At 66.9% G+C, this 23264-nt stretch carries 22 protein-coding genes; 14 read left to right on the forward strand and 8 right to left on the reverse strand.

The window, feature by feature from the left end; genetic code table 11:
- The first annotated feature begins 10 nt into the window (after positions 1–10).
- Complete coding sequence (locus tag AC1U2B_RS24760) at positions 11–1246, forward strand: CaiB/BaiF CoA transferase family protein (protein WP_480218873.1); 1236 nt, start codon at positions 11–13, stop codon at positions 1244–1246.
- Entirely contained in the window at positions 1239–2387 is a 1149-nt protein-coding gene (locus AC1U2B_RS24765) for a thiolase family protein (RefSeq protein ID WP_480218874.1), read from the forward strand. The genes AC1U2B_RS24760 and AC1U2B_RS24765 overlap by 8 nt, the downstream gene beginning before the upstream one ends.
- Here the strand turns inward: AC1U2B_RS24765 and dmpG are convergent.
- Genes dmpG through AC1U2B_RS24785 form a run of 4 tightly spaced genes read right to left on the reverse strand, consistent with a single transcriptional unit; the run spans position 2384 to position 5783 of the window.
- Entirely contained in the window at positions 2384–3400 is a 1017-nt protein-coding gene (gene dmpG, locus AC1U2B_RS24770) for a 4-hydroxy-2-oxovalerate aldolase (RefSeq protein ID WP_480218875.1), read from the reverse strand. The two genes, AC1U2B_RS24765 and dmpG, sit on opposite strands and share 4 nt — an antisense overlap.
- Positions 3397–4353, reverse strand: coding sequence for an acetaldehyde dehydrogenase (acetylating) (locus AC1U2B_RS24775; protein ID WP_480218876.1), 957 nt, complete (start codon positions 4351–4353; stop codon positions 3397–3399). Before AC1U2B_RS24775 ends, dmpG begins: the two co-directional genes overlap by 4 nt.
- A gap of 15 nt (positions 4354–4368) precedes the next feature.
- Complete coding sequence (locus tag AC1U2B_RS24780; protein WP_480218877.1) at positions 4369–5157, reverse strand: 2-keto-4-pentenoate hydratase; 789 nt, start codon at positions 5155–5157, stop codon at positions 4369–4371.
- A complete protein-coding gene (locus AC1U2B_RS24785; RefSeq protein WP_480218878.1) occupies positions 5157–5783 on the reverse strand; it encodes a TetR/AcrR family transcriptional regulator in 627 nt (208 codons plus the stop codon). Before AC1U2B_RS24785 ends, AC1U2B_RS24780 begins: the two co-directional genes overlap by 1 nt.
- A gap of 80 nt (positions 5784–5863) precedes the next feature.
- Here AC1U2B_RS24785 and AC1U2B_RS24790 point away from each other — a divergent pair, with 80 nt between their 5' ends.
- From AC1U2B_RS24790 to AC1U2B_RS24805, 4 genes are all read left to right on the forward strand, one after another.
- Positions 5864–7378, forward strand: coding sequence for a bifunctional 3-(3-hydroxy-phenyl)propionate/3-hydroxycinnamic acid hydroxylase (locus tag AC1U2B_RS24790; protein ID WP_480218879.1), 1515 nt, complete (start codon positions 5864–5866; stop codon positions 7376–7378).
- On the forward strand, positions 7375–8244 hold the full coding sequence (locus AC1U2B_RS24795) for an alpha/beta fold hydrolase (RefSeq protein ID WP_480218880.1): 870 nt from the start codon (positions 7375–7377) through the stop codon (positions 8242–8244). Before AC1U2B_RS24790 ends, AC1U2B_RS24795 begins: the two co-directional genes overlap by 4 nt.
- Complete coding sequence (locus tag AC1U2B_RS24800; protein WP_480218881.1) at positions 8241–9224, forward strand: VOC family protein; 984 nt, start codon at positions 8241–8243, stop codon at positions 9222–9224. The genes AC1U2B_RS24795 and AC1U2B_RS24800 overlap by 4 nt, the downstream gene beginning before the upstream one ends.
- A gap of 73 nt (positions 9225–9297) precedes the next feature.
- Positions 9298–10329, forward strand: coding sequence for an amidohydrolase family protein (locus AC1U2B_RS24805; protein ID WP_480218882.1), 1032 nt, complete (start codon positions 9298–9300; stop codon positions 10327–10329).
- Between the two features lie 15 nt (positions 10330–10344).
- Here AC1U2B_RS24805 and AC1U2B_RS24810 read toward each other — a convergent pair whose 3' ends face one another.
- Together AC1U2B_RS24810 and AC1U2B_RS24815 are read right to left on the reverse strand one after the other, a co-directional pair.
- Entirely contained in the window at positions 10345–11646 is a 1302-nt protein-coding gene (locus tag AC1U2B_RS24810; RefSeq protein WP_480218883.1) for an acyl-CoA dehydrogenase family protein, read from the reverse strand.
- A gap of 90 nt (positions 11647–11736) precedes the next feature.
- Positions 11737–12354 carry a hypothetical protein gene (locus AC1U2B_RS24815; protein ID WP_480218884.1) on the reverse strand — a complete coding sequence of 206 codons (618 nt, stop codon included), beginning with the start codon at positions 12352–12354 and terminating at the stop codon, positions 11737–11739.
- A 195-nt stretch (positions 12355–12549) separates the two neighbouring features.
- On the opposite strand from AC1U2B_RS24815, the gene AC1U2B_RS24820 reads away from it, so the two are divergent.
- The gene (locus AC1U2B_RS24820; protein WP_480218885.1) at positions 12550–15402 is read left to right on the forward strand and encodes an MMPL/RND family transporter; all 2853 of its coding nucleotides are present in this window, start codon (positions 12550–12552) and stop codon (positions 15400–15402) included.
- Between the two features lie 7 nt (positions 15403–15409).
- Here the strand turns inward: AC1U2B_RS24820 and AC1U2B_RS24825 are convergent, their stop codons facing one another.
- On the reverse strand, positions 15410–16015 hold the full coding sequence (locus AC1U2B_RS24825) for a TetR/AcrR family transcriptional regulator (RefSeq protein ID WP_480218886.1): 606 nt from the start codon (positions 16013–16015) through the stop codon (positions 15410–15412).
- Positions 16016–16107: 92 nt separating this feature from the next.
- Here AC1U2B_RS24825 and AC1U2B_RS24830 point away from each other — a divergent pair, with 92 nt between their 5' ends.
- The 6 genes from AC1U2B_RS24830 to AC1U2B_RS24855 are packed head-to-tail and all read left to right on the forward strand — an operon-like array spanning position 16108 to position 20942.
- A complete protein-coding gene (locus AC1U2B_RS24830) occupies positions 16108–16632 on the forward strand; it encodes a DUF4242 domain-containing protein (RefSeq protein WP_480218887.1) in 525 nt (174 codons plus the stop codon).
- On the forward strand, positions 16629–17651 hold the full coding sequence (locus AC1U2B_RS24835; RefSeq protein ID WP_480218888.1) for an acyl-CoA dehydrogenase family protein: 1023 nt from the start codon (positions 16629–16631) through the stop codon (positions 17649–17651). Before AC1U2B_RS24830 ends, AC1U2B_RS24835 begins: the two co-directional genes overlap by 4 nt.
- Entirely contained in the window at positions 17627–18346 is a 720-nt protein-coding gene (locus tag AC1U2B_RS24840; protein ID WP_260940260.1) for an ABC transporter ATP-binding protein, read from the forward strand. Before AC1U2B_RS24835 ends, AC1U2B_RS24840 begins: the two co-directional genes overlap by 25 nt.
- Complete coding sequence (locus tag AC1U2B_RS24845) at positions 18343–19491, forward strand: ABC transporter substrate-binding protein (RefSeq protein ID WP_480218889.1); 1149 nt, start codon at positions 18343–18345, stop codon at positions 19489–19491. The genes AC1U2B_RS24840 and AC1U2B_RS24845 overlap by 4 nt, the downstream gene beginning before the upstream one ends.
- On the forward strand, positions 19488–20294 hold the full coding sequence (locus tag AC1U2B_RS24850) for an ABC transporter permease (RefSeq protein ID WP_480218890.1): 807 nt from the start codon (positions 19488–19490) through the stop codon (positions 20292–20294). The genes AC1U2B_RS24845 and AC1U2B_RS24850 overlap by 4 nt, the downstream gene beginning before the upstream one ends.
- A gap of 9 nt (positions 20295–20303) precedes the next feature.
- Positions 20304–20942 (forward strand): IspD/TarI family cytidylyltransferase, encoded by a 639-nt coding sequence (locus AC1U2B_RS24855; protein ID WP_480218891.1) that lies wholly within the window; start codon positions 20304–20306, stop codon positions 20940–20942.
- Positions 20943–21125: 183 nt separating this feature from the next.
- Here AC1U2B_RS24855 and AC1U2B_RS24860 read toward each other — a convergent pair whose 3' ends face one another.
- Complete coding sequence (locus AC1U2B_RS24860; RefSeq protein ID WP_480218892.1) at positions 21126–21827, reverse strand: IspD/TarI family cytidylyltransferase; 702 nt, start codon at positions 21825–21827, stop codon at positions 21126–21128.
- Between the two features lie 158 nt (positions 21828–21985).
- Here AC1U2B_RS24860 and AC1U2B_RS24865 point away from each other — a divergent pair, with 158 nt between their 5' ends.
- On the forward strand, positions 21986–23188 hold the full coding sequence (locus AC1U2B_RS24865; RefSeq protein ID WP_480219026.1) for a low temperature requirement protein A: 1203 nt from the start codon (positions 21986–21988) through the stop codon (positions 23186–23188).
- Positions 23189–23264: the final 76 nt, after the last annotated feature.

Raw genomic sequence — 23264 nt, forward strand, 5'->3', positions numbered from 1 at the left:
ATGTGAGGGTGTGACCGAAGCGTCGTCGCTGCCGCTGGCCGGGATCACCGTCGTCGCGATGGAGCAGGCGGTGTCCGCGCCGATGTGCACGCGCGTGCTGGCCGACTTCGGCGCCCGGGTGATCAAGGTCGAGAATCCCCAGGGCGGCGACTTCGCCCGCGACTACGACGACGTGGTGCTGGGCCAGGCCGCACATTTCGTCTGGGCCAACCGGGGCAAGCAGTCGATCACCCTGAACCTCAAGTCCGACAGAGGCATTGCGGTCCTGCACCAACTGATCGAGGGCGCTGACGCGTTCGTCTCCAACCTGGCGCCCGGCGCCACCGCGCGATTGGGTTTGTCCCCCGAGGAACTCGGCAAGCGGCACCCGCAGGTGATCCCCGTCGAAATCGACGGCTACGGCCCGGGTGGTCCCCTTTCCCAGAAACGCGCGTACGACCTTCTGGTGCAAGCGGAGTCGGGATCGTGCGCCGCCACCGGCTTTCCGGAGATGCCCGCCAAACCCGGTCCACCCGTCGCCGACATCAGCACGGGCCTCTACTCGGCGCTGTCGATCATGGCGCTGCTGTTGGGCCGCGCCCGCGGCGTGTCGGTCGGCCCGGCACCGTCGGTCGCCGTGAGCCTGTTCGACACGATGACCGACATCATGGGTTACCCGCTGACCTACACCCAGCATTCCGGCGTGAACCAGCAGCCGCTCGGCATGGCGTCGCCGGCCGTTGCGCCATATGGCGCCTTCGGAACCCGGGATGGTCAGACCGTGGTGCTCGGCACCACGAATGACAGGGAATGGCAGCGGCTGGCACTGGAGATCATCGGCCGGCCCGACCTCGCCGCGGATCCCCGCTTCGCAAGCAACTCGGATCGCTGCGCGCACCGCGACGAGCTCCATTCAGCCATCGGATCCTGGTGCGCAGAGCGCGATCTCGAGGATATTCAGCGGATCGCCGACCAGGCCGGGATCGGCAACTCGCGGTACAACCGGCCCAGTGAAGTGATCGCGCATCCGCACCTGCAGGCCCGTGATCGGTGGCGTCAGGTCAGCACGCCCAACGGCCCCATCGAGGCCTTGTTGCCGCCACCGGTGATCAGCGGACTCGAACTGAGCATGGGTGCAATTCCAGGCCTCGGCGAGCACACAGATGTGATACTCGGCGAATTGGGTTACAGCGCTGAAGATATTGCCGGCCTACGAGCCGACGGTGCCATCGGAGATGTCTACGGAGCAGGGAGCGACCATGCGTGAAGTCGTCATTGTGGAGGCCGTGCGGACCGCCGTCGGCAAGCGCAACGGAGGATTGGCCGGCCAGCATGCCGCCGACCTGTCCGCGGTGGTGCTCAATGAACTGATGGAACGATCCGGGGTGGCACCGGATCTCGTCGACGACGTCGTCTGGGGCTGCGTCTCGCAGGTCGGCGACCAGTCCAGCAATATCGCCCGCTGGTCGGTGCTGGCGGCCGGCTGGCCCGAGTCGATTCCGGGGACGACGGTCAACCGGGCCTGCGGATCATCCCAGCAGGCACTGGATTTCGCGGTACAGGCGGTGATGTCGGGGCAGCAGGACATCGTGGTGGCCGGTGGCGTCGAGGTGATGAGCCGGGTGCCGCTCGGCGCGGCCCGCCAGACGGGGGAGCCGTACGGGCCGAAAGCGCTGGCCCGGTATGACGGTTTCAATTTCAATCAGGGCATCTCGGCCGAGATGATTGCGAGGAAATGGGGACTGTCACGGGCGCGGCTGGACGAATACTCCGCGCGGTCGCATGAACTCGCCGCGGCCGCACAGGATTCGGGCGCGTTCGTCACGCAGATCGTTCCGGTGTTCACCGACGACGGTGGTGTGGTGCACGAGGACGAGGGCATTCGGCGAGGGACGACCGTCGAGAAGCTCGGCGGTCTCAAGCCGGCGTTCCAGGACGACGGCGTGATCCACGCCGGCAACTCCTCGCAGATTTCCGACGGTGCGGCAGCACTTTTGGTGATGACTCTGGAGAATGCGCTGCAGCTCGACCTCACCCCGCTGGTGCGGTACGTCGGCGGCGCGGTGACGGGCGCCGATCCGGTGCTGATGCTGACCGGCCCGATCCCGGCGACGCAGAAGGTGCTGCGCAAGACGGGCGTACGCATCGACGAGATCGGGGCGTTCGAGGTGAACGAGGCGTTCGCCCCGGTACCGCTGGCCTGGCTGGCGGAGACCGGCGCATCGGAAGCGGCGCTGAATCCGCTAGGTGGCGCGATTGCGCTGGGGCACCCGCTCGGCGCGTCCGGCGCGGTGCTGATGACGCGCATGATCAATCACATGCGGGACAACGGGATTCGCTACGGTCTGCAGACCATGTGCGAGGGTGGCGGTACCGCCAACGCGACGCTGGTCGAGCTGGTCGCCTAGGCGATTTCGGCGCGCGTGAGGTCCAGCGCGATGTCCACCAACATGTCCTCTTGCCCACCGACGAGTCCGCGTCGCCCTGCTTCTTCCAGCAGGGTTCGTGCGTCGACGTCGAAGCGCTCGGCGGTGATCTCCGCGTGCCGCAGGAAACTCGAGTACACGCCCGCGTAGCCGAGCGTCAGGGTTTCCCGGTCGACGCGGACCGGCCGCTCTTGCAGCGGTCGCACCAGATCGTCAGCGGCGTCCTGCAGCGCATGCAGATCGCAGCCGTGCTCCCAGCCCAGCTTGGTGGCCGCCGCGATGAAGACTTCCAGCGGCGCGTTCCCGGCGCCGGCACCCATCCCGGCCAGTGACGCGTCGACGCGGGTCGCACCGTGTTCGACGGCGGTCAACGAGTTGGCGACACCCAGCGACAGGTTGTGGTGCGCGTGGATGCCGATTTCTGTTGCCGGGTTGATGGTTTGGCGTAGCGCGTCGACACGGTCGGCGACGTCCCGCATCGTCATCGCACCACCGGAGTCGACGACGTAGACGCAGGTGGCTCCGTAGCCTTCCATGAGTTTGGCTTGATCTGCGAGCGATTGCGGGTCGGTCATGTGACTCATCATCAGAAAGCCGACGGTGTCCATGCCGAGTTCGCGGGCGGCCGCGATGTGGTGGGCGGAGATATCGGCCTCGGTGCAGTGGGTGGCAACTCGCACTACCGTGGCGCCGGCTCGATTCGCCTCCTTGAGCTGGCGCACCGTGCCGATGCCGGGCAACACGAGGGTTGCCACCCGGGCGTGACGCACCACCGCGGCCACGGCCTCGATCCATTCGATGTCGGTGTGGGCGCCGAAGCCGTAAATGCAGCTGGAGCCCGAAAGCCCGTCGCCGTGGGCAACCTCGATGGAATCGACGCCCGCCTCATCGAGGGCGCCGGCGATGGCGACGGCCTGCGCGATGCTGTACTGGTGGCGGACGGCGTGCATGCCGTCCCGCAGGGTGACGTCGCTGATGTACAGGTCGTGACTCATGTTGTGGCTCCCGCAGTTTCGCAAATGTGATGGGCGATCGTCTCTGCCGTGGCCTTCGCGGCAGAGGTCATGATGTCGAGATTTCCGGCGTAGGCGGGCAGATAATGGGCGGCGCCTGCGACTTCGAGCATGGCGGTGACGCGGACGCCGGAGAACTTGCCGGTTTCCGGGATGTAGAGCGGGTTTTCGCTCGTGAAGGACTCGAACTGGACGCGCTGTTTGAGGCGGTAGCCCGGGACGTAGGCGTTGACGCGTGCCACCATGGCCTCGATGTGTTGCTCGACGGCGGCCCGGTCAACGTCGCCTTCGACCAGGCAGTACACCGTGTTGCGCATCAGTAGCGGCGGGTCGGCGGGGTTGAGGATCATCACGGCCTTGCTGCGCTGCGCGCCACCGACCGATTGGATTGCCGCGCAGGTTGTTTCGATGAACTCATCGATGTTGGCCCGGGTGCCCGGCCCGGCCGATTTCGCCGAGATGGAGGAGACGATTTCGGCGTAGGACACGATGCCGCATTCTGAGACCGCCGCGACGATCGGCACGGTGGCCTGTCCGCCGCAGGTGACCATGTTCAGGTTCTGCTCGTGGAGATGCTCGTCGAGGTTGACCACCGGCACGCAGTACGGCCCGATCGCCGCAGGGGTGAGGTCGAGCATGCGCACGCCCATTGGCTGCAGTCGCGCCCAGTTGGCGCGGTGGGCGCCGGCGGACGTCGCGTCGAAGACGAGCTTGATGTCCCTGAAGTTCGGCATCTTCAGGAGGCCATCGACGCCCTCCGCGGTGGTAGGCACTCCCATCCGCGCGGCGCGGGCCAAGCCGTCGGAGTCGGGATCGATACCGACCATCGCCGCGAGTCGCAGTGGGCCGTCGCTGCGCAGGATCTTGATCATCAGGTCGGTGCCGATGTTGCCGGATCCGATGATGGCAACCGGCCAGGTTGGGTTGTGCTGCATGGGTTTTCCGGTCCTCTAGTCGATGTGGAGGGACACGGTGCCGAGGCCCGTGATGGTGGCATCGGCCCGATCGCCGGGGCGAATGAATGCCGCCGAGGTGAACGAACCCGACATGACGAACTGGCCGGCGGCGATTTCGATGTCGTAGGGCGCAAGGGCATTGGCGAGCCATGCCACCGCGGTGGCCGGATCGCCGAGCACCGCGGACCCGAGGCCGGTGTCGATCTCGGTGTCGTTGAGCCGCAACGACGCCCGGGCATTCGGCAGATCGAGCTCGGCGGAGAAGGGCACCCATTCGCCGAGCACCACAGCTCCCGAACTGGCGTTGTCTGCGACGGTGTCGGGCAGGGTGATCTGCCAATCGGCGACGCGGCTGTCGACGATCTCCAGAGCCACCGCCACCGCTTCGGTGGCCGCGCGTACATCGTCGGCGGTGACAGCGGGTCCGCGCAGTGCCGTGTGCAACAGGAAAGCGATCTCGGGTTCGACGCGTGGTGCGCAGAACCGATCGACCGTGATCCTGCCTCCATCCGGAGCGACCATGTCATCGAGGACGTAACCGAAGTCTGGCTCATCGACGCCGAGCAGCGTTTGCATCGGTTCGGACGTCAGGCCGATCTTGTGTCCGACCACGGTGTGGCCGACGCGCAGCCGTCGGTCGAGGTTGATCTTCTGGATGGCATAGGCGTTGTCGACGCTCAGCGCGGGATACCGCGCGGTCAGCGGCGCGATCGGGACCCGGTTGAGGCGTGCGGTGTCGAGCAGGTCTGCTGCGGCGCGCAGGTCATCGGCCGTGAGCGACATCAGCTTGCGTTCTCGGCGAGCATCCGGATCGCCGTGTCGTACATGGCGTTGGCGTGCATCTCGAACAACTCGAGCAGGTCCACCGAATCACCCCCCAGTTCCTTGGCGATGAACAGGCCGTCAGCGCCGGCGATCGAGTAGTTCACCAGCAGCCGGACCTGGGCGTCGGTGAGGCCGGGGGCCAGCTCGCCGAGTGCTTCGGTGAGCGACGCGGAGGCCTGCGATCGCGCCTGAAGGAACTGTGCACGGGCTCGCGGTTCCACCGGCCGGCGCTCCAGTGCGAGCATCAACCCGAGGCGCAGGAAGTCCGGATGGTCGAGCAGACCTTTCGCGAGCTGCTTGGCCAGGCCGATGACGCGTTCGCGCGGCTCGCCGTCGGAGGGGAGTTCCCAGACGCGCAGCCAGGTCTCGAAGCTGCGGTCGATGACTGCGGCCAGCAGGTCGTCCTTGTCCTTGAAGTGCCAGTAGATGGAGCTGGCGGGGAGCCCGCACTTCTTGCTGACCAGGGCGATGCTTGTGCCCTCGTAACCGCGTTCGGAGGCAATCTCGTTGGCGGCGTCCAGGATTCGCTCACGGGACTGTTCGCCGTCGGCTCGTTTCCGGCGCGCCTTGGGTGCTTCGGTCATTTTCGCTCCCGACTCTTGACTCTGTAGCGATCACTACATTACCGTAACGATCACTACAGAACAAGCCCTGGAGGCCTCTAATGAGCAGTGAAGACACCTACGACGTCGCCGTCATCGGGTATGGCCCCACCGGCGCCACCGCCGCCAACCTGCTGGGGCAGCTCGGCCTGAAGGTCCTGGTGCTCGAGCGTGATCCGGACATCTACAGCCGGGCGCGGGCGATCTCCACCGACGAAGAGGTGCTGCGGGTGTGGCAGTCGGTCGGGCTGGCGGAGCGACTCCAGCGCGACATGCTGCCGGGCCGCCCCGTTGCCTTTGTCGATGCCGACGGCCGCCCGTTCATCGAAACGGTCATCTACGGCCGCGGGTGCGGCCACCCGTCGCAGCAGTTCCTGTACCAACCGGCGGTCGACTCGGTACTTCGCGAAGGGGTAGCGCGTTTCGCCAACGTCGAGGTCCTCCTGGAACACGAATGCCTGCGGGTGGCCAACCGGACCGACGATGTTGAACTGCTGCTCGCCGACCTGCGTACCGACACGTTCAAGCGGGTGACCGCCCGCTATGTCATCGCCTCGGACGGTGGCTCGTCGGCGACGCGCGGGGTGCTCGGCATCGGGTACAGCGGACGCACCTACGGCGAGCGCTGGGTCGTCATCGACACCAAGGTGATCAAGGAATGGGATGCCCACGACCGTTTGCGGTTTCACTGCAATCCCGCGCGGCCGACCGTCGACTGCCCGACCCCGCTGGGGCATCACCGGTGGGAGTACCCCGCCAGGGGCGGGGAGGACGAGAAGTACCTCACCAGCGACGAAACCGTCTGGAAGGTGTTGCGGGAGCAGGGCGTCACGCCCGACCATGTCGAGATCTTGCGCGCTGTCGTCTACAGCCATCACGTGCGCGTGGCGGATCGCTGGCGGGTCGGCCGCGTGTTCCTGGCCGGTGATGCCGCGCACGCCATGCCGCCGTGGATCGGCCAGGGCATGTCCGCGGGCGTACGCGATGCCGCCAACCTGTGCTGGAAACTAGCGGCCGTCCTACGTGGCCAGGCGCCGGACTCGTTGCTGGATTCCTATGCCGCAGAACGCAAGCCGCACGTCACAGAGGTCACCCGGCGCGCGGTTCTGGTCGGCCGGGTCATTACCGAGCGGCGGCCCTGGCTGGCTGCCATCCGCAACCACGTCGTGCGGGCGCTGACCAGGATTCCCGGCGCCAACGCCGCGGGTCAGAAGTTCTGGTGGATTCCGGACGCCCACTACGACGACGGCTTCTTGGCGGGCGGGCATCCGGCGGTGGGCTGGCAGATCCCGCAACCCACCGTGGACGGTGTGCCCCTGGACGATCTGCTGGGCGGCCGCTGGACGCTGCTGCACACCGGCGCCGTGCCGGTCGGGGCGGCGGCCTGGACGGCGGCCGGCGCGTCGGCTCTGCAGATGACCGAACCTGGCCTCGTGCGGTGGCTGGCTGACCACAAAGCCGACGCCGTCGTACTCCGGCCGGACGGATTCATCTACGCCGCAACCTCTTCCGGACAACGACTCCCGGCTCCGCCGGCCGGACTGAACCTCACCACCTTGACAGGAGCGCACGCATGACCACCACCCTCACCGAACACACCGTCACCGTCGGCAATCGGAAGATCTTTGTCGCCGAGGCCGGTTCGGGCCCGGCGGTGATGCTGCTGCACGGCGGCGGCCCCGGCGCCTCCGGCGTGAGCAACTACTCCCGCAACATCGACGCGCTCGCCAAGCGTCACCGCGTCCTCGTCCCCGACATGCCCGGCTACGGGCGCTCATCGAAGGGCATCGACAAGTCCGATCCCTTCGGCTGCCTGGCGGACACGATGCGGGGACTGCTCGACGAATTGAGCATCAGCACAGCACATCTGATCGGCAACTCCTACGGCGGAGCCGCGGCACTGCGGTTGGCGCTGGACACCCCGGGCCGCGTCGGCAAGCTCGTGCTGATGGGACCCGGTGGTATCGGCACCACGCGCGGCCTACCGACCGCCGGACTGAACAGCCTGCTGGCGTACTACGGCGGCACCGGCCCCAGCCGGGAGAAGCTGGCCGAGTTCATCCGCAATTACCTCGTCTACGAGGGTGATTCGGTGCCCGCCGAGCTGATCGATCTGCGCTACGCCGCGTCGATCGATCCCGAGGTGGTGGCCGATCCGCCGCTGAGCCGGCCGTCCGGACCGTTTGCCCTGCGAACACTGTGGCGCATGGACCTGACCCGCGACTCGCGGCTGGCATCGCTGCAGACGCCGACGCTGATCTTGTGGGGCCGCGACGACAAGGTGAACCGGCCCTCGGGCGGACCCATGCTGCAGAACATCATGCCCAACGCCGAACTGGTCATGACCAGCCGCACCGGACACTGGATGCAGTGGGAACGCGCCGACCTGTTCAATCAACTGGTCGACGAATTCCTCTCGGACAACACGGTATTCCAGCCATGAGCGTGTTCGGTCATGTGTCGCTCGGTTACCTGGCGGTCGAGACGGAGCGGTTCGCCGACTGGCGGCGGTTCGGCCGCGACGCGATCGGCATGCACCTCGATGACCTCGACACCGGCGCCATCCGATTCCGGCTCGACGAACAACAATGCCGGTTCCTGCTGCGGCGCGGACCGGCCGAGGACGTCACCGCGCTCGGCTGGCAGGTCGACGATCACGAGACCTTCGACGAGATTCTCGGGCGCGTGCACCGCTGCGGCGTGCCGGTCACTGTCGGGAGCGACGAGGAAGCCGCGCTGCGCGGCGCCGAGCGCCTGGTGCGGATACCCGGCCCAAACGGGCTGGCGCAGGAGCTGTACACGCGGGCGCACGTCGGCGACCACCTGTCCGTCGCCGGAAAAGGTTTCGTCACCGGCGAATTCGGACTGGGTCACGTGGCCGTGACGAGCACCAGGCCGCACGAGGTGCGCGGCTACTACAACACCTTGCTCGATGCGCGGCTCAGTGACTTCATCGATGAGACGATGAGCGGGGTGAAGGTCAAAATCCGGTTTCTCCGGGTCAACCGGCGCCACCACTCCGTGGCCATCGCAGCGGTGAATCGGCTGCCCATCAACCCGATTCGGACCCGTGTGCAACACCTCAACATTCAGGTCGCCGAGCTCGACGATCTGACGGACAGCTACCAGCGCGTGCGGGCCCTGGGATTCGACATGGCGCTGGGCATCGGTCAGCACACCAACGACCGCGAGCTGTCGTTCTATGCCGTCACGCCATCGGGTTTCGAATGGGAGGTCGGCTGGAATCCGCTGATCGTCGACGAATCGACGTGGAAGCCGACGACTCACCAGGGCATCAGCATCTGGGGCCACGAGATGCAGGCCAGCGTCGACAAGCTCGGGCAGCTCGCGGCCGCGGCCCGGTCGTTGCTGCACCGCGAAGACACCGTTCCCGCGCTCGCCGGGGTGGGAATCCCCGACTAGTCCCGCGATTTGTGCACGATTTTCCGCGGTGCGCGCGGAATATCGTGCACAAATCACCGGAGGAGGAAACATCATGAACCGTATTGATACCCACCACCACATGGTCCCGCCGGAATACCGAAAGGTGTTGGATCGCGCCGGTATCGGCGATGCCGGCGGCCGGGCGATGCCGGGCTGGACTCCGGAAGCGTCGCTTGACGCAATGGCGAAACTCGGTGTCGCGACCGCCATCCTGTCGGTCTCCGCGCCGGGCACGACGATGTTGCCGGCCGCGGCCGACGCGGCGGCATTGGCTCGCGACCTCAACGACTACAGCGCAGAACTGGCTGCCGCCCAGCCGGATCGGTTCGGGTTCTTCGCCACGCTGCCGATGCCGCACCTGGATGCCTCCGTCGCTGAGTCGGTGCGTGCGCTCGACGAATTGGGTGCCGACGGGGTGTTCCTGCTCGCCAACAGCGTCGGGACCTATGTAGGTGCGACGGGCCAGGACGCGTTGTTCGCGGAGCTCGACGCGCGGTCGGCCGTGGTGTTCATCCACCCCGCCGAGCTTCCGGGCCCCACGATCGACGGAGTGCTGCCGTTCGCTGCCGACTTCCTGCTGGACACCAGCCGGGCGGCGTACCTGCTGGTGCGCAACGGTATTCGCCGCCGCTACCCGAACATCCGGTTCATCCTCAGCCATGCCGGCGGGTTCGTCCCGTATGCGTCCTACCGCATGGCCATGGGCATCACGAGTGATGTCGGCGGCAGCCCGGCCGATCACCTCGACGACTTCGCGGGCTTCTACTTCGACACCGCACTGTCGTCCACGGCGGCCGCGCTGCCGTCGCTGTTGGCTTTCGCGAAGCCGGGCCACGTCACCTTCGGTTCGGATTTCCCATTCGCGCCTGTAGAGGTCAGTCAGCTGTTCGCGGCCGGGCTGGAGTCATACGGGGGATTGGACGACGCCGGGCGGCGTGAGATCGACCGCACCAACGCGCTGGCGCTCTTCCCGCGGCTGGGTGCGGCCGCGCCGCCGCCGCCGGCGCCGTCGTTGGTTGACCAGGCCCGGCATGCGGCGAGTAGGGCGGTGATGCGGGGTGTGACCCGGTTGCTGGCGCGGTAGAGGCGAGAACTCCGCCTACAGATTGCCCACTTCCAGTTCCAGGTACTCGGCATACTTCGCTTGTGCCGCTTCACGTTTGCCCGGCAGCCACTCGGTCGGCCACAGCTCGTCGGTGCCGGTGTAGTCGCGCAGCACCTGCTTGGCGACCGTGACCTTGTGCACCTCGGTCGGTCCGTCGGCCAACCCCATCACCGCGGCGCCGGCAACCATGCCCAGGAACGGCACCTCATTGGTGACCCCGAGCGCGCCGTGCACTTGCATTGCGCGCCAGGCGATGTCGTGCAGCACCGTCGGCATGACGACCTTGACCGCGGCGATGTCCTTACGGACCAACTTGTAGTCGTTGTACTTGTCGATCTTCCACGCGGTGTGCAGCACGAACAGCCGGAACTGCTGCAGCTGCGCCCAGGAGTCGGCGATGAAGCCCTGCACGGCCTGTTTGTCGGCCAGCAGGCTGCCCGCGGTGTGCCGCGACAACGCCCGCTCGCACATCATGTCGAGCGCCTTCTGCGAGAGCCCGATGGTGCGCATCGCGTGGTGGATGCGGCCGCCGCCGAGGCGCGTCTGCGCGATGACGAAAGCCTGGCCCTCACCGCCGAGCACAGCCGAATTCGGCACGCGCACATTGTCGTAATGGATCAGGGCGTGCGAGCCGTGGCCGTCGGATTCCCCGTAGATCGCCGAGTTGCGGATGATGTTGACGCCCGGCGTGTCAGTGGGGACGAGGAACATCGACATGCCCTGGTATGGGCTGACGTCCGGGTTGGTCACCACCATGACGATCAGGAACGTCGAGGTGGACGCGTTGGAGGAGAAGAACTTGTAGCCGTTGATAACCCAGTCGTCGCCGTCGCGCACGGCGGAGGTGGTGAACTGCGTCGGGTCGGCGCCGCCCTGTGGCTCGGTCATCGAATAACACGAGAAGACCTCGCCGTTGAGCAGCGGCCGTAGGTACTGCTCCTTCTGCTCCGGGGTGCCGTAGTGCGCGATGATCTCCGCGTTGCCGGTGTCCGGGGCCTGACAGCCGAAGATGATCGGCGCCCACTGGCTGCGCCCCAGAATCTCGTTGAGCAGCGCCAGTTTCAGTTGGCCGAAACCCTGGCCGCCGAGTTCGGGGCCAAGGTGGGTGGCCCACAAGCCTTTTCGGCGCACCTGTTCCTTGAGCGGGTCGACGACCCGGCGCCGGGTCTCGTCGAGCGCGGTGTACTGCAGGTGCGGCCAGATCAGGTCGAGCGGCTCGACTTCGTCGCGCACGAAGGCGTCGGCCCAGTCCAGGAGTTCCTGGAACTCCGGATCGGTTTCGAAATCCCAAGCCATACGGCCTCCTTCAGTTCAGCCCACCGCGTCAGGAACAACCCCGCCTCTGTTTGTAACGCACCCGAACGGGTTTGGGAACGCCCAGCAGAATCAGGCCGGCGCCAACGAGTAGGTGTTGCCGAGGTTGTCCTGGGTGACATGGGCGTCGTCGATGGTGGTGTCGATACTCAGCGGGCTGGTCAGGGTCGACGTCCGATAGCTCCAGCCGTCGGGCAGCTGCAGTCGGGCACCGAGCTCCGGCAGGTCCGACAGCGCCAGCGTCGGGTCGACGGTCTGGCTCCAGGACTGCATGACCCAGCGCTGCCCCTGCGGATCGAGCAGTTCGAAGACCGGCCGCCCGGCCCCGAACACGAACACCGTGCGGCGGCTGACCTTGTTCACGCTGTAGGGCGCCGGGTTCATCGACGACAGTTGCACCGTCGCCTGCTGCAGCATCTCGATGCCGCCGAACGTCTTCTGTTCGCCGACGTCCGCACGGGTCTTCACGATCTCGCTCATCAGCCAGTACCGGGGTCCGTTGAGCAAAGCGGCGGCGACCCCGTTCTCACCGGCGAGGCCCTGGGGGTTGAGCGCCGACCAGGCGTCCTGTGGGCAGTCATTGAGCGGGAAGGTGTTGAACACCGCGACCTGGGGCCCGGTCGGTGTCTGGGAGACCAGCAGAACTTCGCCGTAGCGCTTGCCGAACGTATCGGCCGGAGAATTGTCCATCCCGTCAACGCTACGGCCGAAATCGCGGCAGAAGACCCCGATTTGTCCCATTTCGTGGGAGGTAGAGGGGCATTTTGTGTGGTTGCTATGGATAAAAGTTTGGTGAGCTAGGTATATTTCGCGCGACAGTGATTGTGTAACGCCGCCGAGCTCCATTTCCATGGACCTGTCGGGCCTGATGGAAGGGTGCCCCGCGTGAGTGCCACCAACACCGAACGATCCAAGATCGGCCACCTGATCTGGGTGCTGGCGATACCGATCGTGATCGGCTGGTTCGCGCTCAACGTCGCCACCAACACGCTGGTCCCGCCGCTGGAGAAGGTCGGTGAGGCACACACCGTCGGGCTGAGCGCCAAGGACGGCCCGGCGATGATCGCGATGAAGCAGATCGGCGCCAACTTCCAGGAGTTCGATTCCGACAGCAACGCGATGATCGTGCTGGAGGGGGACCAGCCGCTCGGCGCCGAGGCACACCACTACTACGACGGTCTCGTCGCGAAGCTGACTGCCAACACCGAGCATGTCGAGCACGTCGCGGACTTCTGGAGTGACCCGCTGACCGCGGTCGGCTCGCAGAGCGCCGACGGCAAGGCCGCGTACGTCCAGGTCTACCTGCGTGGCAACCAGGGCGAGACGAAGGCCAACGACTCCGTCGCCTCGGTTCGGCAGGTCGTCGCCGACTCCAAGCCGCCGGCCGGGCTCCACGTGTTCGTCACCGGCGGCGCGCCGCTGGTGTCCGACCAGCACCACGCCGGCGACAAGAGCGTCGCCAAGGTCACCGCCATCACCTTGCTGGTGATCGCCGTGATGCTGCTGGTCGTCTACCGGTCGATCATGACGATGATCCTGATCCTGCTGATGGTGTTCCTCGAACTCGGCGCCGCCCGCGGTGTCGTCGCGTTCCTGGCCAACGCGAACGTCATCGGCCTGTCGACGTTCGCGGTCAACCTGCTGACGCTGATGGTGATCGCGGCGGGCACCGACTACGCCATCTTCGCCATCGGGCGCTACCAGGAAGCGCGCGGAGACAAAGAAGACCGCGTGCAGGCCTACGACACCATGTTCCGCGGGACGGCGCACGTGGTCCTGGGATCCGGGTTGACGATCGCCGGCGCCATGCTGTGCCTGAGCTTCACCCGGCTGCCCTACTTCCAGACCATGGGCGTGCCCTGTGCGATCGGCACCCTCGTGGCCGTCGTCGCGGCCCTGACGCTCGGCCCCGCCGTCATCAAGATCGGTAGCCGGTTCGGCCGCTTCGAACCGAAGCGCCCGATCCAGTCCCGCGGCTGGCGTCGCGTCGGCGTCCTGGTGGTGCGCTGGCCGGGCCCGGTGCTCGTCGCCACGCTGGCGCTCGCCCTTGTCGGACTCGTGACGCTGCCCGGGTACAAGACCAACTACGACGCCCGCCGCTACGTGCCGGCCGAGCTGACGGCCAACGTCGGATACGCCGCGGCCGAACGGCATTTCAGCGCGTCCCGGATGAATCCCGAACTGCTGATGGTGCAGAGCGATCACGATCTGCGGAACTCGGCCGACTTCCTGGTGATCAACAAGATCGCCAAGGCCATCGTGCACACCCAGGGTGTCGCGCGGGTGCAGACGATCACCCGCCCCGACGGAAAACCCATCAAGCACACGACGATTCCGTTCATCATGGGCATGCAGGCCGTCACCTCGAAGATGACGGAGAAGTACCAGCTGGATTCGATGGCCAACATGCTGCAACAGGCCAACGACATGCAGGTCAGCATCGACACGATGACCAAGATGCAGTCCATCACCACGCAGATGGCCGCCACCACGCACGACATGTCGATGAAGACGGCCAACATGGCGCTCGACGTCGCCGACCTGCGCGACCACATCTCCGATTTCGACGATTTCCTGCGGCCGATCCGTAACTACCTGTACTGGGAACCGCATTGCTACGACATTCCGATGTGCTGGTCGACGCGGGCGCTGTTCGACACCCTCGACGGCATCGACGTCATGACCGACGACATTCAGTCGCTGGTGCCGGATCTGATGAAGATGGACAAGCTGACGGCCGAGATGGTCACGGTGATGCCGCCGCAGATCGAGGTCATGAAGAACATGAAGCAGTACATGCTGAGCATGTACCAGACCCAGAAGGGTCAGGTGGATCAGCGTGCGGCGTCGTCGGACAACGCGGCGGCGATGGGCGAGGCGTTCGACGTCTCGCTGAACGACGATTCCTTCTACCTGCCACCGGAAGCCTTCGACAACAAGGACTTCAAGCGCGGCATGAAGAACTTCATCTCGCCGGACGGCAAGTCGGTGCGCTTCATCATTCAGCACGAAGGCGACCCGGCGACGCCCGACGGCATCGCCCACGTCGACCCGATCAAGCAGGCTGCCAAGGAAGCCATCAAGGGCACGCCACTGGAGGGCTCCAAGATCTATCTGGCCGGCACCGCGGCCACCTACAAGGACATGCACGACGGCGCGCAGTACGACCTGATGATCGCCGGAATCGCCGCGGTGTCACTGATTTTCATCATCATGCTGCTCATCACCCGAAGCATGGTCGCGGCGGGCGTGATCGTCGGCACCGTGCTGCTGTCGCTGGGTGCGTCGTTCGGTATGTCAGTTCTGTTGTGGCAGCACCTGATCGGCCTCGAGCTGCACTGGATGGTGCTGCCCATGTCGGTCATCCTGCTGCTGGCGGTGGGCTCCGACTACAACCTGCTCCTGGTGTCGCGATTCAAGGAAGAGCTGTCGGGCGGTCTGAAGACCGGCATCATCCGCTCGATGGCCGGCACCGGATCGGTGGTCACCTCAGCTGGTCTGGTGTTCGCCGCCACCATGGCGTCGTTCGCCTTCAGCGACCTGAAGGTCATGGCGCAGGTCGGTACGACCATCGCGCTGGGTCTGCTGTTCGACACCCTGATCGTCCGGTCCTTCATGACACCGGCCATCGCGGCGATGCTGGGGCGGTGGTTCTGGTGGCCGAAGTTCGTTCGCCCGGAGGCATCCGAGCGGCGGTTGGCGGCCATCGGGATTCAGCCGGCCGCAGCCGGCAAGTAACTGGCTGTCACGTCTGCTCGCGGAGGGACGCGACCAGCTCGGCGGTCATCTGGCGGGCCAGGGTGATCGGGGCGGTCGACCGGTCGAGCTTGGACGCGGTGAGGGCGCCGTCGTAGATGAGCTGAATGCGCTGAGCGGTCGTGGCGGCATTCGGCACTGCGGCGTCCCGTAGGAGGGCGCTCAGCTGCTCGCGCATCCATAGCCGGTGCGCCCGTACCGGGTCGAGGGTGTCGCCCGGGAACTCGGTGGCCGCATTGGCGTAGAGGCAGCCGCGGAACTGGCGTTTGCGTGCCGCGGCGGCCGCGAGGTCGAAGAACGTCAGCAGCTTGTCCACCGGGTCCTCGAGCCCGGATGTCTTCGTATTCCAGCGCTTGCGATCAGCCTGATCCAATTCATTCAGGTACGCGATGACCAACGCGTCCTTCGACCCGTACGAGCTGTACAGGCTGGCCTTGGCCACCCCCGCCTCGCGCAGGATCGTATCGATGCCGACGGCGCGAATGCCCTGTGCGGCAAAGAGATTCGACGCCGTGGTGAGGAGTCGCTGAGCCGGCCCGGCGGGGTCGGTGCGGGGCGCCGGCCGGTCCGGGCGGTGGGTGCGAGTCGCGCTCATATCTGCACCATAGCCGAGGAACGTAGATAGACAGACCGGTCTGTTCATGCGAGCGTCGTGATGTCATCGCCACCGACGAACAGGAAGACACCGTGACTCTGTACCTCTACGAAATCGCCGGACTGACCGGCCGGGCCGACGTCGATCAGGCGATCAAGACGCTCGACGCCGAAGTGCACCGGGCCGGCGGCGAACTCATCGAGGCTCAGGTGACCGGACAGCACCGGCTGTTCGTGGTGGCTGAACTCACTGATGGCCCGCTGGCGATCGACGCGCCGTCGGTTGGGGCCGCAGAACTCACCGGTCCACACGAAGTGCGACTGGTCGGTGCCGAACTGGACCAGCTGAAAGCCGTCCGCCCGACAGCCGGATACCTGGTCGAGTGGGACCTGCCCGCCGACCTGGACATGGAGAGCTACCTGAGCCGCAAGAAGGCCAATGCGCCGAAATACGCGGAGGTGCCCGAGGTCAGCTTCCTGCGCACCTACGTGCGGGTCGACATGGACAAGTGCCTGTGTTTCTACGACGCGCCGGACGAGGACGCGGTGCGGCGGGCGCGCGTGGCCGTGCAGACCCCGATCGATCGGTTGTACGGACTGGAAAGTGGTGGGCAATGACGACTCTGGTGTCCGACGACGTCGCGACCAGGTTGGCGCATGTCACGACCGGGGTGGACGCCCGGGCCGGTGACCTGGACGCGGGGCGCACCGACGTCCGTGACGATCTGCGTGCCCTCGGCGCTGCCGGATTGTTCGGGCTTCGGGACCTGCCCGACTCCGTGCGGGTGATCGAGCAGGTGTCGGCGGTGAGCCTCGCCGCCGGGTTCTCGGCTTGGGCGCATCAGATGGCGATTCACTACCTCGCCGACCGGCCGGACCTGTCGGAGGCGTTGCTCACCGCACGCCGCCCCGGCGTGACCGCCATGGCAGCCGGGCTCAAGCACGTGGCGGGCCTCGGGCAGCTTCCGATCTTCGCCGGGGAGACGCGTCGTGGACTGCGGCTCAGTGGACCAATCCGCTGGGCGTCCAACGTCTTTGACGACGCATTGATCGTCCTGCCGGCACGGACGGTCACGGGCCGCCTGTACGTCGTCGCGGTCGACGTGAGCGCGGTCGGCGTGGTGGTCGATCCGGCGCCCGCGCTGATGGCCTTGGGTAGCACCGGGTCGACGTCGCTGCGCCTGGAAGAGGTCGAGGTGAACGCGGACCGCATCATCAGCGCCGACCTCACCGGGTTCGTCCGCGGGATCAAGCCGACGTTCTTGCTGCTGCAGACCGCATTCTGCGTCGGGGTCACCGGTGCGGCACTGACCGCGGCCGGTAGTGCGACCGACGCGCTGGCCGCCCAGTTCGACGGTGACCTCGCCGATCTGCAGGCGCAAGCCCAACGCAACCGTCGCCGCCTCTACGAATTCGCTTCGGCGCCAGGAGAAGCCGAACTGTCCGACGTGATCCGGCTCCGGCTGGACGCCGCCAACGTTGCGGTGGCGGCGACCCGTCTGGAATCGGCCCTGGCTGGTGGACGGGGCTATCGCGCCGGGACGGCGGCCAATCGCCGGTTCCGCGAAGCAGCTTTTCTGCCCGTGCAATCACCATCGGAAGGACAACTGAGGTGGGAACTGAAGCAGTACGAATAACAGCGGGCAGCAAGAGATTTGGCGACAGCGTGGTGCTCGACGGCATCGATCTGGCCGTCGAAGCGGGGGAGTTCGTCGCCGTGCTCGGGCGCAGCGGCAGCGGGAAATCGACGCTGCTGCGGGTGCTGGCCGGCCTGGAATCGCTGAGCTCGGGAACCGTCAGTTGGCCCGCCAGCGGCGAGCAGCCGCACATCGGGGTGGTTTTCCAGGACGCGCTGCTGATGCCATGGCTGACGGTGCTGGGCAACGTCTCCTATGCGCGACGATTCGCACGCCGGCGCAGTGGATTCGACGCGGACTATGCCGCCGAACTGATGCGACGCTTCGGCGTCGATGAGCTCGCCGACCGCTATCCCGACCAGCTCTCCGGCGGGCAGGCCCAACGCGTGGCCATCCTGCGCGCGGTGGCGACCCGGCCTCAGTTGCTCCTGCTCGATGAACCGTTCAGCGCGCTGGACCCCGCGACACGTGCTGACCTGCAACAGTGGTTGACCACGCTCACAACCGAATTGGGTGTCACGGTGCTGCTGGTCACCCATGACGTCGAGGAGGCGCTGGCCCTCGCGCAGCGCGTCGTCCTGCTGGCGGACGGCGGCCGCATCCGTCGCCAATGGCACCTGGGTGAAGCGGACCGATCGGGGCTGCGTGACGAAATCCTCAGCCATTACCGGGTTTCCGAACTGTGGGTGGCATGAGCCTGCTGATCTCGCGGCGGCGGGCCCTGATAGCCGCGGCAGCGGCTGCCGGCGGGGCGTTCGGCCTGGCCGACCTGGCGCACAGTGCCACAACGGATTCCGCGGCGGCCGGGCCGCTGCGGGTGGGCTATCTACCGATCACCGACGCGGCACCGTTGTTGATGGCGCACTCCGCGGGTCTGTATCCGGCCGGTGTGGGCAAGCCCGTGCTGTTCCGGAGTTGGGCGGCCCTGGGCGAGGCGTTCCTGAACCGGCAGCTCGACGTCGTGCATCTGCTGATGCCGATGGCGGTGCAGTTGCGGTACGCGCTCGGTGGTGGGGTCCGGGTACTCGGCTGGAACCACACCAACGGCTCGGCACTCACCGTCGCCCCACACATCCGCGAATTGTCGGACCTGGCGGGAGCGCAGGTAGCGATTCCGTTCTGGTGGTCCATCCACAACATCGTCCTGCAGAAGATGTTGCGGGCCAACGGATTGCAACCAGTGATCCGCCGTTCGGCGTCGCGGTCCGAGCGCACCGTGGAGCTCGTCGTCATGAGTCCGTCGGACATGGTGCCGGCATTGGCCACCGGCACCATCGGCGGCTACGTGGTCGCCGACCCGTTCAACGCGATGGCGCAGACCAAGAAGATCGGGCGCATCCACACCTTCCTCGGTGACGTGTGGCGCGACCATGCGTGCTGCGCCCTGGTGACCCGGGACGACGTGATCAGCAGCCGTCCGGCCGCTGTTCAGCAGCTCACGGACGCGGTGGTGGCAGCACAACTCGTACTGTCGAACGACCGGAAGTCAGCGGCCGCGAAACTCGGCGGTGGTCGCTATCTGCCCCAGCCGGTGCCGGCGGTCGCGCTGGCGATGACCTATCCCACGGCGCCCTACCCGCTGCATCACCCGGGGTGGCAGCCGCAGCGGCTCGGCTTTCAGCCGTTCCCGTTCCCGAGCTTCACCACGGCACTTGTCGCGGCCATGCACAGCACCGTCGTCGATGGCGACCGGAGCTTCCTGGAGCGGCTGGACCTCGCCACCGTGCACGACGACCTTGTCGATGACACCTTCGTCCGTAATTCCATTCAGGCTCATGGCGGTCCGGCCGCATTCGGCCTCAGCGATTACACCCGAGCCGAGCAATTGGAGCTGTTATGACCACAACACCCGTCCGCGTGGTGATCGATCCACCGGCGGCGGTACGCCGTTGGACTCCGCCGGTGGCTGCCGTCGCCCTCGCGATCGGTCTCTGGTGGCTGGCGACCACCGTGTTGAGCGCCCCGCACTCGCTGCTGCGCCAGGCCGCGCCACAGCGCGTCGCGCCCGCGATCGTTGACCTGTTCTCCCGAGGTGTCCTGCTGCCGGACATCGGGATCAGCCTGTGGCGGTTGGTGATCGGGCTGGCGGTGGCGGTGGTCATCGGGATTCCGGCCGGATTGCTGCTCGGACTCAGCGCCACGGCCGAGCGAGCCACGGCGCCGATCGTCCAGTTCGTCCGCATGATCTCGCCGCTGTCATGGGCCCCGATCGCCGTGGCGGTGTTCGGCATCGGCAACGAGCCGGTGATCTTCCTCATCGCGGTGGCGGCCGTGTGGCCGGTGCTGATCAACACCGTGGCCGGCGTGCGCGCCGTCGAGCCGGGCTATCTGGATGTGGCGCGGTCGTTCCATGCCACGCGGTGGGAACTGGTGACGGCCGTGGTGCTGCCGGCGATCCGGGGGCAGTTGCAGACGGGCATCCGCGTCGCGCTGGGCATTGCCTGGGTGGTGTTGGTCCCGGCGGAAATGCTGGGTGTGCGTTCGGGTCTGGGCTATCAGGTGCTCAACGCCCGCGACCAGCTGGCCTACGACCAGGTGGTGGCGGTGATCGTGGTGATCGGCGCGCTGGGCTTCGTACTGGACTTGATCGCGCGCCGGCTCACTTCGTCGGACAGGCGAGGGCTGCCGCCCAACCGGAGTTAGGGTGTGGCGGTGAGTGTGTCGGCGATCGTCATCGTGCCGGCCGGCTTGGCGCCGGCCGACTTCACCGCGCCGATCGCCGGTGAACCGGCCCTGGTCCGGGCAGTCCGGGCGGTGCGCGACGTGGCGCCGGTGAGGGTGGTGGCCGCTGACGAGTTGGCGGACGCCGCCACCGAATGCCTTGCGGCGCACGACCTCAGCGACGTGCGTGTCATCGCGGCGCCGAATGGCCAGTTATGGCACGAAATTGGCGAAAGAGCGTGCGACAGGTGGCCGCTCGGCGTCGGGGACGGGGTTCTGCTGCACGACGTGCGGTATCCGCTCGCTCCCGCTGATCTGGCGGTCCGCGTAGCGGCGGGGCTGGCGGACCACGACGTCGTACTGCCGGTCCTGCCGATGACCGACAGCGTGAAAAGCATTGCGGCGCACGACATTGTGCTCGGCAACGTGGACCGGTCGGAGCTCGTCGCCGCGCAGTACCCGCGGGCGTTCTCGGCAACGGCCCTGGCCCGACTCCCGCGGACCGATGACCTCGCCGTGCTGACCTCCGCCGGACTGCGGGTCGGCACCGTTGACGGGGACCCGAACGCATTCGCCGTCGACCTCGCGCAGGATCGGCGACTGCTGGAGGCGATCGTCACCGCCGGCTGAGCAGGCGTTCGCCGCGGTTCAGCGGGACGACCTTTGAGTAGTGAGGTGTGGTGCCGGTTCCTACGTCGAATGTGCGGCTTACCGCGGAGCCGCTCGGTGTGTTGTCACCGTTAGCCGTCACGTTCGGCATAGGAGCCCGTGGCAATGTGGGTACCTGAGACGGTTCGAGAGCCGCCCTCGGTGTCACCGCCGGCTGAGCAGCCGCTCGGCGACTTGCACGTCGTGCGCGAACGTCACCTTGAAATTCTGGGCCGACCCGGCGATCGCGTGGACCTCGATGTCGGTGAAGCGCTCCACGCATGACGACGTGTCCGTGCCTTCGAAGCCGGCGGCGGCCGCGTCCTGGTAGGCCCGCCACAGCGGCGTGGCCAGGAACGCCTGCGGCGTCTGCACCCGGACCAGGGATTGGTCGATGGCACTGAGGCCGTCGGCCGTCATCCGCAGCACGTCACCCGACGGCAGCACCGGAATGGCGCCGCCCTGCGCCCGCGCGGTGGTGACGGCGGTGTCCATCAAGTCGGCACCGGCGAGTGGGCGGGCGGCGTCGTGGATCAGCACCACGTCGACCGTCCCGGCATCGATGTCCGCGGCCAGGTAGCTCAGCACGTTGTGTTCCGAGCCGTGCCGGGAATCACCGCCCTCGACGAATTCGACTGTGGTGCCGGGGAGTTCGTCGGCCATGAGTTGCACGACCTGGTCGCGTTCGCCGCGCCGGAACACCAGGATGGTGCGGGCGACCTCCGGGCTGGCAGCCACCGCCGCGACCGACCACGCCACCATGCTGCGGCCGGCCAATTTCAGGTAGGCCTTGTTGCCGTCGGCCCCGACCCGCGATCCGATACCGGCGGCGAGAACCACGCCGACGGCGATCGGGGGGGCGGACACGTCTTCACGGTAGTGGGACGGGAGCGGGGATCTGCGGCAGGCTTACCGTGACGCGGCCCGGACGCCGCCAGGATTTGCTGAAGGGACATGGCATGGACGGGGTGCAGCAGCACGCTCCTGACCCACACAGCGCGGTGCGGGCCCATCGGCTGACGCCGATGCGGGGACGCGACCCGCACGAGCAGCACCGGGTGGCGACGCCGCTGGAGCTGCTGTTCGACCTGACCTTCGTCGTCGCGTTCGGGGTGGCGGCATCGGAACTGGCGCACATGCTGGCCGCGGGTCACGTCGGTGCCGGCATCACGGCATTCGTCTTCGCCACCTTCGCGATCATCCTGGCGTGGATCAACTTCACCTGGTTCGCCTCGGCGTACGACACCGACGACTGGGTGTTCCGGTTGATGACCATGGTCGAGATGGTCGGCGTGCTGGTCCTGGCGCTCGGTCTGCCGGCGTTCTACGCGTCGATCGAGCACGGCCACCACGTCGACAACGCGGTGCTGGTCGCCGGCTACGTGGTGATGCGAATTGCCTTGGTGGGGCAGTGGTTACGTGCGGCACGGCAGGACCCGGCACGCCGGTCAGCGGCGATGACGTACGTGTCGATCGTGTCGGTGGTCCAGGTGGGCTGGATCGGGACGGTGTTCCTGCCGACGAATGTGCCGGTGACGCTGAGCATCTGGGTATTGCTGGGACTCATCGAACTGGGCGGTCCGATGGTCGCCGAGATACGGCGCGGCGGCACCCCGTGGCACGCCCATCACATCGCCGAACGCTACGGGCTGCTGGCGATCATCGCGCTCGGGGAGGGCGTCGTCGGGACCGTCGCCTCGCTCTCGGCTGTCGTCGGGGAGCATGGCTGGTCCGCTGACGCGGTCCTCCTGGCGATCTCGGGTACGGCGCTGACCTTCGGCATGTGGTGGGTGTACTTCACGGTGCCGGGGGCCGACGTCCTGCACGCGCACCGCGAACGGGGATTCTGGTTCGCCTACCTGCACATGCCGCTGTACGGCGCCATCGTCGCGACCGGCGCCGGTCTGCACACGGCCGCGTACTTCATCCAGCACCACTCGGCGCTGGGGTCGGTGGCGACGGTGCTGAGCGTGGTGATCCCGGTCGGCATCTACATCGCGTTGGTCTACGTGCTGTACGCGATGATGCTGAGGACGGTGGACGCCTTTCACCTGCTGCTGTTGGTGCTGACCGCGGTGGTGCTGGTGGCGACGGTCGTGCTCGCGGCCGTCGGGGTGCCCATGACCTTCTGCCTGTTGGTGGCGAGCCTGGCGCCGATGGTGAGCGTGGCCGGGTTCGAGATCATCGGGCACCGGCACGTCGCCGATGCGGTTGCGCGTGGAGCGTGAAGGAGATGGCGAGAAATCGCACGAATGTGGCGACTTTCTTCGCGTTGGGCGGGTGCGACTGGGGCAAGAGTGCACG

The organism is Mycolicibacterium sp. P4_G11 (genome assembly GCF_056555145.1).